This is a genomic window from Actinomadura sp. 7K534, assembly GCF_004348575.1.
Classification (GTDB): Bacteria; Actinomycetota; Actinomycetes; order Streptosporangiales; family Streptosporangiaceae; genus Spirillospora; species Spirillospora livida.
In genome coordinates this window covers 22,275-33,260 of sequence record NZ_SMKB01000063.1, presented here as the reverse complement: position 1 = coordinate 33,260, position 10,986 = coordinate 22,275, and the positions used below count along the sequence as shown (strand labels likewise).

7 protein-coding genes are annotated in these 10,986 nt (G+C 70.8%); 3 read left to right on the top strand and 4 right to left on the bottom strand.

Annotation, left to right across the window (positions count from 1 at the left end):
- Window positions 1–95 precede the first annotated feature (95 nt).
- Window positions 96–962, top strand: a complete 867-nt coding sequence (locus E1266_RS15320; protein WP_132047392.1) for a TIGR03619 family F420-dependent LLM class oxidoreductase — start codon at window positions 96–98, stop codon at window positions 960–962.
- Window positions 963–987: 25 nt separating this feature from the next.
- Window positions 988–1,425 (top strand): nuclear transport factor 2 family protein, encoded by a 438-nt coding sequence (locus tag E1266_RS15315; protein WP_132047390.1) that lies wholly within the window; start codon window positions 988–990, stop codon window positions 1,423–1,425.
- Here the strand turns inward: E1266_RS15315 and E1266_RS15310 are convergent, their stop codons facing one another.
- Window positions 1,426–2,427 (bottom strand): hypothetical protein, encoded by a 1,002-nt coding sequence (locus E1266_RS15310; RefSeq protein WP_132047388.1) that lies wholly within the window; start codon window positions 2,425–2,427, stop codon window positions 1,426–1,428.
- Between the two features lie 468 nt (window positions 2,428–2,895).
- On the opposite strand from E1266_RS15310, the gene E1266_RS15305 reads away from it, so the two are divergent.
- Entirely contained in the window at window positions 2,896–4,116 is a 1,221-nt protein-coding gene (locus tag E1266_RS15305) for an FxsB family cyclophane-forming radical SAM/SPASM peptide maturase (protein ID WP_132047386.1), read from the top strand.
- Window positions 4,117–4,134: 18 nt separating this feature from the next.
- On the opposite strand, the gene fxsT is transcribed toward E1266_RS15305, so the two are convergent.
- Genes fxsT through E1266_RS15290 form a run of 3 tightly spaced genes read right to left on the bottom strand, consistent with a single transcriptional unit; the run spans window position 4,135 to window position 10,833 of the window.
- Complete coding sequence (gene fxsT / locus E1266_RS15300; protein ID WP_132047384.1) at window positions 4,135–8,310, bottom strand: FxSxx-COOH system tetratricopeptide repeat protein; 4,176 nt, start codon at window positions 8,308–8,310, stop codon at window positions 4,135–4,137.
- Complete coding sequence (locus E1266_RS15295; protein ID WP_132047382.1) at window positions 8,307–9,329, bottom strand: AAA family ATPase; 1,023 nt, start codon at window positions 9,327–9,329, stop codon at window positions 8,307–8,309. The genes fxsT and E1266_RS15295 overlap by 4 nt, the downstream gene beginning before the upstream one ends.
- 25 nt (window positions 9,330–9,354) lie before the next feature.
- On the bottom strand, window positions 9,355–10,833 hold the full coding sequence (locus E1266_RS15290) for a hypothetical protein (protein WP_132047380.1): 1,479 nt from the start codon (window positions 10,831–10,833) through the stop codon (window positions 9,355–9,357).
- Window positions 10,834–10,986 lie beyond the last annotated feature (153 nt).

Below are 10,986 nucleotides of genomic sequence, written 5' to 3'. Positions count from 1 at the left end.
ACCCCAACCCCACCCGCAACTCCCAAAACCACCAGTGCCCGCCTGGCGGGAGCGGGGGTGTGGCGGGAAAGTGGAACAGGTTCTAGTATTTGGGGATGCGGTTCACCTACGCCGAGGCGATGACCGACCCGTCCTATTACCTGCCCCTGGCCAAGGCCGCGGAGGCGGCGGGGTACACGAGCATGGCGGTGGCCGACTCGCTCGCGTATCCGGAGGAGTCCGACTCGGTGTACCCCTATACCGAGGACGGCAGCCGCGAGTTCCTCGAGGACAAGTCGTTCATCGAGACGTTCACGCTGATCGCGGCCATGGGCGCGGTGACGAGCACGATCCGGTTCACCCCGTTCGTACTCAAGCTCCCGGTTCGCCCGCCCGTGCTGGTGGCCAAGCAGGCGACGTCGGTCGCGTGCCTGACCGGCGGGCGGCTCGGGCTCGGCGTCGGCGTCAGTCCGTGGCCCGAGGACTTCGAGGTCATGGGCGTCCCCTGGGAGCGGCGCGGCAAGCGGATGGACGAGGCGATCGACGTCGTGCGGGGCCTCAGCCGGGGCGGGTTCTTCGAGTTCCACGGCGAGTTCTACGACATTCCCGCCATCAAGATCGCGCCGGCGGAGCCGTTCCCGATCCTGGTCGGCGGGCACAGCGACGCGGCGCTGCGCCGCGCCGTGGTCCGCGGCGACGGGTGGATGCACGCCGGCGGGGACGACCTGGACGACATCCTGGCCAGGCTGAACCGCATCCGCGAGGCCGAGGGCAAGGCGGGCGACCCCTTCGAGGTCCACGTGATCTCGCTCGACGCCTACACGCCCGACGGGGTCAGGCGGCTGGAGGACAGGGGCGTCACCGACGTGATCGTCGGATTCCGGATGCCCTACGTCAAGGGCCCCGACACCGAGCCGCTGGCCAAGAAGATCGAGCACCTCGAACGCTTCGCCGAGACGGTCATCGCCAAGGTCGACCGCTGAACGAGAACACGTTACAGTCCGAGCCATGGACGCCATCACCTGGGACGCCCCGGACGCCGACCACCCGGCCCGCCGGGCCGCCCGCGCCTCCATGACGGCCGTGATCGGCGGCCGCAAGGACGACTGGCTGCGGCTGTTCGCCCCGGACGCCCTCGTCGAGGACCCCGTCGGCCCGTCCTTCCTCGACCCGTCCGGCAACGGGCACCGGGGTCACGACGCCATCGGCGCATTCTGGGACGCCTTCGTCTCCACCATCGCCGGCTTCCGCTTCACCATCGCCGACTCCTTCGCCAACGGCGGCTGCTGCGCCAACGTCGCGACCATCACCACCACCATGGCCGACGGCTCCACGATGACCATCGACTGCGTCCTCATCTACACGGTCGACGAGGCGGGCCTCATCACGTCCCTCCGCGCCCACTGGGAGCCCGACCGCGCCATGGCGACGATCACCAAGCCCTGATCAGGCCCACCCGTCGTCCCCGAGGAGCAACTGGGCGATGGTCTGCTCCAGCCGCCGCACCGCCATCGACTCCCCCACGAATCCCCTGACGGCCTGCAGGAACTGCTGGAGGCCGCCCGGATAGTCCAGGCACGTCTGCACGATGGCGAACAGGTCGGCCCGCGCCTCCGCCGACCGCGCCGCGGCCCCGGCGATCTCCTTGGGCAGCGCGCCGACGAGCTGGTCCCGGCCGCGTTCGACGCGGAGCCGGGGGATGTCGAGCAGGTCGTCCACCACGCGGAACAGCTGCACCACCGGGACGTCCGCCGCCATCCGCGGCACCGCGCCGGGCACGCGCGCCGCGCCCGCCTCCCCCGGCACCGCCGGGACCGGGGCCGAGGCCGGCCGGACGAAACGCCCGCCGGGCACCATGATCCATGCCTGGTCGGAGGTCTCCTTCACCTGGACCTCGACCCGGTGGTAGTCACCCGGGTCCACGAGCCCCCGGCCGTGCGACACCACGTCGTCGTACACCCGCTTGGAGACGATCACCGCGATCGCCGTCTCGGCCCGGGCGACCGCCTCCTTCAGCGGCGCCGCGTCCAGCAGCCGGAACGCGTGCGTCAACGCCGTCCCGACGATGCCGCGCCCGTCCCACTCGGCCTCCCCGACGTTGAACGCCACCCGCAGCCGCATCCGCGCCGCGTCGCTCGCCGCCTCGTTGTGGTGCCGCACCTCCGCGCGGAGCCGGTCGACCACCGCCGTCAGCAGCGACTCCACGCCGACGTGCGGCGGAAGGACGACCATCACCCCGTCGCCGCGGTCCTCGTCATACCAGTCGTCCGGCCGCAGTCCCGTGCAGGCGAGGCTGCGCTCAAGCCCGTCGTACATCGCCTTGCGCACCCGGACCCGCACCGGATCGGCGCGGGAGGCGTCGCTGAACCCGGCGATGTCGCACACGAGGAACGAGCACATCCCCCTCGGCCGCCACCGCCCCGAAGCCGGCCGCACGGTCTCCGTCACGGGCACCTCACCGACGCTCTCTGCCAACCCCACTCTCCAAGCATCCGCCGCCCCACGCAACAGAAGTGCGTCACCCGCCACGGTCACCATCGGCCACCCGCGCGGTGGCCCCCGTACATTCGCGGAAAACACACGGCGTGTCCTCATCGAACGTCCCGCATGCAGGGCGTCCAGTCCTTATGATCGTCCCGTCGCGACTAGGCTGATGCCCCTGGACTACAGAGAAAACGCGACACCTTTGCGATTCGCGGGATAAGAGGGGGAGACGGCCGTGCCGGTCACTCATGGCAGCACTTCAGGGTCCACCGATGCCACGGTCCCCTTTATTTCGAGTGTTCCCACGCTCAAGGAACTGACCACGGCGAAGCCCCGCGAGGGATCGCCTTTGAGCCATGCCCTCCACCGCGCCGTGACCGAGCGCCGCAACCCCCGGCCCGTTCCGGCGGGCTTCGACAACCGCCTCTGCTGATGCCCCCTGCCGAGCCCGGCGAATGGCCGTCGCACGGCCTCGACATTCCCGCCCTGGCGGACGGGGGCTGGCGGCCGGTCCCTTTCTCGGAACTCGTGCTGAAGGTCCACGGCCGGTGCAACCTGGCCTGCGACTACTGCTACGTCTTCGAAAGCGCGGACCAGACGTGGCGGGAGCGCCCGGCCGCCATGCCGCCCGAGGTGATCGCAGCCACGGCCGCCAGGCTGGCCGAACACGCCCGGGACCATGACCTTTCGAAGGTGGCGGTCGTCCTCCACGGAGGCGAGCCGCTGCTCGCGGGAAGGACGGCGCTCGCGGCGGCGATCGCGCAGTTCCGCGCGACCGCTCCGCACTCGTGCGAGGTCGAGGTGAGCACCCAGACGAACGGGGTGCTGCTCACCGACCGGATGCTGGCGATGCTGGACGAGCACGACGTGGGCGTGTCGGTCAGCCTCGACGGCGACCGCGCGGCCCACGACCGGCACCGGATCCGCGCCAACGGGCGCGGCAGCCACGCCGAGGTCATGCGCGGGCTGAACCGCCTCGCAGACTCGCACCGAAGGCTCTACCGGGGGCTGCTCTGCACGGTGGACCTCGACAACGACCCGCTCCGGACGTACGAGGCCCTCCTGGAGACCGAGCCGCCGCGCATCGACTTCCTGCTTCCCCACGGCACCTGGACGGTCCCGCCGCCCCGGCGCCCCGTCGATGGCGGCGGCACCCCCTACGCCGACTGGCTCATCGCGGTGTTCGACCGCTGGTACCACGCTCCCCGGAAGGAAACCGGCGTCCGGCTGTTCGAGGAGATCCTCAACATGCTGCTCGGCGGGCAGAGCCGGAGCGAGAACATAGGACTGTCCCCGGTCGCCATGCTGGTCGTCGACACCGACGGGACCCTGCAGCAGGTCGACACGTTGAAAACGTCCTATGCCGGGGCCCCTGAAACCGGCCTCAACGTCTTCGACAACGGTTTCGACGACGCGATGTGGCATCCAGGTGTGGTCGCACGGCAGATCGGCGTCGCGGCGCTGTCACCCACATGCGGAACGTGTGCACTGCGCGACATCTGCGGTGGCGGCGCGTACGCGCATCGCTACAGGAAAGACCACGGCTATCTCAACCCGTCGGTGTACTGCCCGGACCTTATGAAGCTGATCGGCCACATCGGCCGGACCGTCCAGCACGATCTCGCTCTCGCCCAGCCCGCGCAAAGCCACTGACCTCGCCCGACCACCGCCTCAAAGGGCGGTCGGTTCGATATCGCATTCGAGCAGCTCCCCGCTTTCCGCGGCCCGGACATCCGGGTGGTTGCGACCGAGAGCGTGCCTCAGCATTGCCAGCGGCGGGGCGACGTCGCTTTCGCCGTAGCCCATCGCGGCGCGGACATGCCTCAGATTGAGCGTGACCGCCAAGGCATAGGGATGCCGCTCGCCAAGGGAGGCGACCAGCTTCTCCCGTACTTCGGACAGCAGCCGGGCCGCGGCCTCCAGCTCGCCGAGGAGGTAGTAGTCCTTGGCCAGCCCGGCCGAAGCGCACAGCGCGTAGTGATGGTCCGGCCCGAGGACGCCCGCCTGCAGTCTGGACAGCGCGGCCTGGTCGGTTTCCTGCGCCTCGTACACCTCCGCCAGCCGCCGCAGGATGACCGCCCTGTCGACGGCGCAGACGAGCACGAAGGGGTGGTCCTCCTCCATCTCCCGGCGGTAGCGGTCCAGCGCCTCGTCGATGAGCGGCAACGCTTCGGCGGGCCGTCCGGCCGCATTGGCGGCGAGGGCGAGGGCGACCTTGCTGGCCAGCGTGTTCGCGTGCCCCTCACCGAACCGGCGGACATGGGCGGCGAACGTCTCGGTCGCCAGGCGGTGCGCCTCCTGGTACCGCCCGAGTTTCCGCAGCGTGCCGGCGTGACTCATCTTCGCCTGCAGGACCAGGGCGTGCCCGGGGCTGAGGCTCGGCTGCAGGGTGGCCAGGCTCTCGGCCTGCAACTCGCAGGCGCTGTCGTAGCGGCCCAGCGCATGCAGGTCCCGGGCGAGGTTGTGCGTGATGCGGAACCGCTGCCGGTATGCCTGGCCGGATTTCGCCTGCCTGCGCCAGACCTCCTGGTCGATGTCGTGCGCCTTCTGGAACTCGCCCAGAATCCGAAGGTCGAGGACGAGGCTGTTGGCCGCGCGCTGTGTGTCGGCGCCGTCCGGCCCCCAGAGCTGGCTCATGCGCCGCCACGCGGCGTGGTCCAGTTCGTGGGCCCTGCGGAAGTTGCCGAGGAAACGCAGGTCGGCGCTGAAGCCCGTGGCCGCGAGCAAGGTGTTGATGTGGTCGACCCCGAACTTCCGCCGTGTCCGAGTGAGGTTCTCGTCGCTGAGCTTGGCGGCGGCCCGGTTGTCGCCCAGGCTGCGCAGGGCGTTGGCGAGGACGCGGGAGATGTCGAGGACCATGTCGTCGTCGGCTCCGTCGCGCTCCAGCCACCGTTCGAGCGCTATCTCGGCCAGTCTCCGGCTTCCCTCGTACTCTCCCGACATGTAGAGGAAGCTCGCCTGGTCTATGCCCACCAGCCGGATGTCGGGAGAGGCCGACTCCAGCACTCCCGACGGAACGACATGAGGGGTGATCTCGGAACGGCGTTCCCAGGTGGACTCCTCGTCCGGTGGCTCGTCCGGGGTGGCGGCGGCCAGAATCGCATGAACATGCGCCTGGACCCGGCGCCGCTCGTCCTCGCCCAGCCGGTCGTTGAGGATGGCGCGGACGAGCCGGTGGACCTGGAGCGTCGCCGACCCCTCCTCGAAGCGGGCGAGGGAGAAGCGCGCGATCGCGCCCATGGCATCGCGGAGCCTCGCCTCGTCGGCCAGCAACCCCCTCAGTTCGGCGGGCAGCACGGCCGAGGCGCCCGCGGCGAGCAGGTGGCAGGACACCGGCTCGGGGTCGAAGACGGCCCAGAGCTCCAGCAGCGTCCAGGCGACGGGGTCTTCCTCCTGGAGCAGGTCCAGGTTCATGCTCACACCGGCGGCCAGCGGCTCCGGAAGGTCGTCGCCGGACGGGCCGCCCTCGGCGACCTCGATCAGCCTCCGGTCGAACAGCCGCAGATAGTCCTCGACGGTGCCGTCGGTGACGGAGTGCCACGCCGCCGCCTGGTGGACCGCCAGGGGCAGGTCGCCCACGCGCTCGGAGAGCATGTCGGCCTCGGCGTCCGACAGGCGGGGCACCAAGCGCCGCAGCAGGGCGATGCTCTCCCGCCGTTCGAACACGTTGACGTCGACCACGGACGCGTGCCGTTCCCAGCTGCGGTCGCGTGACGTCACCAGGACATGCCGGCCCGGTCCCAGGCCGGGCCCGGGGCCGTCGCCCCCCATCGGGGTCAGCGGAACGACCTGGTCCGGGTCCTGCGCGTTGTCGTAGATGAGCAGCCAGCGGACGTAGGGCCTTCCAACGCGCAGTGCGCGCAGGACTCCGTCGACGGTCTCCTTGATGTCGTCGCTCATCGGCATGCCGAGCTGGCGAGCCAGCAGCGCGAGCGCCGCACGCGCCGAAGTCGTCTGCTCGGCCGGAATCCACCACACCAGGTCGTAGTCGTCGGCGTGCCGGTGGGCGTACTCCACCGCGAGGTTGGACTTGCCTTCCCCTCCCATGCCGGACTCCGAATGCGGGAGGAGCGCCGTCATGCCCTGACGGAGCGCCGTCCCGACCTCCGCGAGCAGCCCGTCACGTCCGACGAAGTCCGGATTGCGGCCGGGCAACGCGCTGCGCGGCACCGGCGCGGGCTCAGTCCCGCCGAACGCGCCGGACGTCGTCGCGGATGGCATGACCACGGGGTCCACGTCCGCCACGTCGGCGGCCGAGGGCGTGTCGGGTCCCGCCTCGCTCGTGAGCCGTCTCGCCATCTCGCGGTACGGCCCGCCGAGGCCCACCAGTGCCTGCGCCGCGACCTGCGCGAACGGCAGGTCCGGCGGGAGTTGCGCCTCGCCCCGCTGGACCGCCGCGAGGAACGCCGGAAAGTCCAGGGACGAGCCGAGGCGGTCGCGGACGACGCCCCACACCGCCCGCAGCACCTGGTAGACCTCCCGCCTGCGCAGCCCCTGGAGCAGGATCTCCCGTACCCCGTCGTGGAACTCGTAGACGATCTCCTCCTCGCCGCCGTCGGCCGGCAGGCCGACCAGGCGCAGCATCCCGCTGAGAAAGACCTCCGCTAGGTCGGCCGACGTGGAGGACGGCAGCATCGCCTGCTGGACCAGGCGCATGATGGGCAGCCGCAACGGAGCGGCCGCGAAGAACGTGGCGAGCTTGAACGCCGCCGGTGACGAGGAGGCGCGGAACTGCTTGACCCGCTTCTCCGCCGAGATGGCGTCGGTGCCCGCTTCGGCGGCCGGCGGGTACACCACCGGCCGGCCGGTGAACAGCGCGGCGCCCATGATGTCCCCGCCGCCGCGGGCGACCATCTCCGCCCAGGACCGCAGCCAGCGTTCGCTGAGCTCGACCACCGGAATCGGGATGCCCAGCGGACGGTCGTCGGGCAACTGCGGCGGCGTCCGCGTCACGGTCAGCTGCTCGTTGACCACCGCAGGCCCGGACGCGCCGAAGCGCACCGGCTCGATGGCCGCGGCGGTCCGCCACCAAAGGCGCTGGGGCAGCGGCTGAGCGATCGCGACGGTCCCGGCGCGGCCCCACCGGTCGAGCAGCGCGGCGGCCCGGCCGTCCTGCCATGCCGCCCCGAGGCAGTCGCTGACGACCAGGATGAGGCGCCGGTGCGTCGGGTCGGCCAGCTCGTCGGGGTCGCGGTCGGCGCCGACCCCGAACGCGGAGCCCGTGCGAAGGGAGAGCCGGCGCGCGCCCGAGTCCAGGTACCAGGTCCGCATGTCACGGAACGCTCCGAGATGCTGCAGCAGCATCCGCAGCTCCTCGACCGTCTGCTGCCAGACGACCATCGAGGAGCCGACGTCCGCGATCAGCGCGAGGTCGTGCCGGCGTTCCATGGCCGGCACCATGACGGGTTCGCACACCCCCGTCTCGGCGATGCGCTGCGCGGTCGCCGCCTCGTCGAGATGCCGGCGGGTCAGCGACGGGACCGTCGCGCGCAGCGGACGCAGCGCCCGGGACAGCGCGAGGGCCTGCGAGATCGCCGGGATCGCGGGCATGCGAACCGGGAAGGCGGTGGCGGGCACATCCTGCTCCGCCAGGTAGAGACCCGCTTCCACCGCCCGCGGCGGCGACGACTCGGGCTCCGGCACCGCCGACTGCTCGGACGGACGAGCGGGCGGCGTGCCCGGCCCGGAGGATCCGCCCTCGTCCGGTTCCCCGAGGCCGTCCGCCGGCCGATGGGCGGAGCCCTCGTGCGCCCGGAACCAGTCGGCCAGCCAGAGCGCGTCCGCAAGCTCCTTCGCCGTGGGTTCCGGGTCGAGCGCCCGCAGGGACTCGACCAGCCGTTCGATCATCCCGCGCCGGGCCGCTCGATCGGGCGGAGCACGGTTTCGAGGATCTCGTCCAGCTTGGTCTCGGGCGGCCTGCTCCCGGAGGTCGCCAGGTAGACGGCGTTGAGCAACTGGTCCGTGGCGAGCGCTCCCTCGGCGCGGCGGGCCAGGAAGTGCTCGATGAGCCGGTCGCTCGCCGCCCTGGCGTCCGCGCCGAGATGTGCCTCGATTATCTCGGCGAGCCGTTCCCGGCCGGGCGGCTCGATCAGCAGCCGGACGCACCGGCGCAGGAACGCGGGCGGGAACTCGCGCTCCCCGTTGCTGGTGATGATCACGATGGGGAAGTTCCCGCACCGCACCTCACCGCGGTCGATCGGCACCCGCGGGCCGCCGTCCGCGGTCATCACGTTGATCCGCGACTGCTCCTCCGGGAGCCGCTGCAGTTCGAGGACGGTGAACCGGCCCTCCTCGAACACGTTGAGCAGGTCGTTCGGCAGATCGATGTTGCTCTTGTCCAGTTCGTCGATGAGCAGGACACGGGGCAGCTCACCGGGCAGCAGCGCCGTGCCGAGCGGGCCTAGTCGGATGTAGCGGCCGATGTCGGGCGGCTCGGCCGTGTCCGCCCGGCCGCCCGCGCCGCGCAGGCTCGTCTCGTGCAGCCGGCCGATCGCGTCGTAGTCGTAGAGCCCGGTCTGGAGCGTGGTGTTACTGGTGATCGGCCAGTAGAGGACCGAACCGAGCCCGAGTTCGTAGGCGACGTTGTAGGCGAGCGTGGACTTCCCGGACCCCGGCTTGCCCGTCACCAGCAACGGGCGCCGCAGCAGGATGGCCGCGTTCACCCGGTCTATGACCGATTCGTCCGGCCGGTAGGAGATCGCCTGCTGCAGATCACGCTCCCGGCGCCCGCCGGCCCCGTTCGCCGGGCTGAACCGGCGCCATGGCGGAGGCGGCGGTAGCCGCCGCACCCGGTCGTGCGGCCGGCTGTCGCCGCGATAGATGCGCCAGTCACCGGCCGGTCCGCTGGTCTCTGGTTCTGTCGTCATGGACGCCTTCCGGAAGTGCGGGGTGCTAAGCGGGGGGTCGGAGCCGCACGTACGGCTCGGGAATGCGGTCGGCATCGTCGAACACGAGGGTCAGGTGCAGGCCGAGGTGCCCGGCTCCGGCGCCTTCGCGTCCACCGGAGAGCGCCTGCCTGCGAAGTTCCATCGTCCGGCGCGGCAGCTTCATCAGGTCCGCCGCGAGAAGGTCCTTGACCTCCCTGGCGAACTTGGCGGGATCGCGCCCGTCCCGGCACCAGGCGACGACGGGGATGCCGGCGACCAGCCCGACCCAGTGCTCGTCCGTCTCGTCCTCCCCGCACGCCCACGGCGGGAAGGCCAGCGCGAGGACGGCCTTGGACGCGTCCGACAGATGGGAGAACAACTCCTCCCTGCCGAACTCGCCCCGGCTGGCCACCAGGCAGACCGGGGCGTCCACCGAATTGCCGGACAGCCATTCCCACTTGTGCCGCCAGTCGGGGTGGACCGCGACAAGACGCATCCGTTCGAGGCTCCGCACGACCACCGGGTAGCGGATGCCGATGCGGTGCTCGACGCCGGCGATGCTGATCTTCTCCTGCTCGAACGGATGGTCCAGCAGCGCGCGGGGCAGGACGAACTCGATGGTGAGGTCGGGGCTGCGCCGGCCGATCACCAGGCTCTCCGAGGTCAGCAGCCGCTCCAGCAACTCGGGGATCCGGCCGAGCGGCAAGGCCTCGTCGCTGCACTGCAGGGTGCTTCCCGGCTCACGACCGACCTGGAGCCACGCGGTCACCAAGTACCTGTCCTTCTCGAGCGCGTCGGGCATGCACTCGATGATCAGGTAGTTCTCGGACGGTTCGGGCTCCTTCCGCGCCTCCAGTGAGGCACGGCGGCTCTGGAAAAGCGAACCGTCCAGCCCCTGCGCCACGGCCTGGCGATGCACCCAGCCGCGGAACGCGGGCGCCGTCGAGTATCCGGCTTCTTCGGCGAGATCGCTGACGAACCGGAGCAGGGGCGGCGCACCGTCGGCGTCGGCGGGCATCTCCTCCAGCAGGGCGACGACGTCGTGGAGGCTGCGGAACTCGCGGTCGAGCGACGGCCAGGCCGGCCCGACCGCCCGCCGGTAGAGCATCGGGAACCTGCCGAGGTGCGTCAGGCCCGGATCCACGCGCTCCAGCCACGTGATCAGTTCATGAAGTTCGCGTCGATCGTCCTGGTTCAGCCAGGGCTCGGGGAGCAGCTCGGCGACGAGTTCCTCCAGCGCCCGCACCGACAGGCTCTTCGGGTAGAAGGTCTGCAGGATACGGACCAGTGCCTGCGCCGCCCCCGGATAGTTGAGGAGGGCATCGACCAGCGCCCAGACATCGAGCATGTCCTTGTCGTGATGGACGTAATCCAAGCGGTGCCCGAGGTCGCGCTCCAGCGCCGACAGGTGAAGGGCTCGTTCCCGCCCGACCCTCATCGCGTCGATGCGCAGGATCGCCTCGACGAGCCGATGCTGATCCTCGACATTCAGCGACGTGATCAAACGCTCCGCCTCCGACCGAAGGATGACCGACGATAATTACGGTCGAGTTCGACGCGGAAAGCCTACCTCCGTCGCATGCGCCGAGCGGATGACAACGCGTCAAGTCGGAAGCGACCGGAATTGGCCGTGACCAATGTGTCACCTCACACAGTC

What these genes read in the sequence shown, in the direction of transcription:
- fxsT (WP_132047384.1), bottom strand. Translation starts at nt 8,310, where the DNA reads ATGATCGAACGGCTGGTCGAGTCCCTGCGGGCGCTCGACCCGGAACCC.
- E1266_RS15315 (WP_132047390.1), top strand. Translation starts at nt 988, where the DNA reads ATGGACGCCATCACCTGGGACGCCCCGGACGCCGACCACCCGGCCCGC.
- E1266_RS15320 (WP_132047392.1), top strand. Translation starts at nt 96, where the DNA reads ATGCGGTTCACCTACGCCGAGGCGATGACCGACCCGTCCTATTACCTG.
- E1266_RS15305 (WP_132047386.1), top strand. Translation starts at nt 2,896, where the DNA reads ATGCCCCCTGCCGAGCCCGGCGAATGGCCGTCGCACGGCCTCGACATT.
- E1266_RS15295 (WP_132047382.1), bottom strand. Translation starts at nt 9,329, where the DNA reads ATGACGACAGAACCAGAGACCAGCGGACCGGCCGGTGACTGGCGCATC.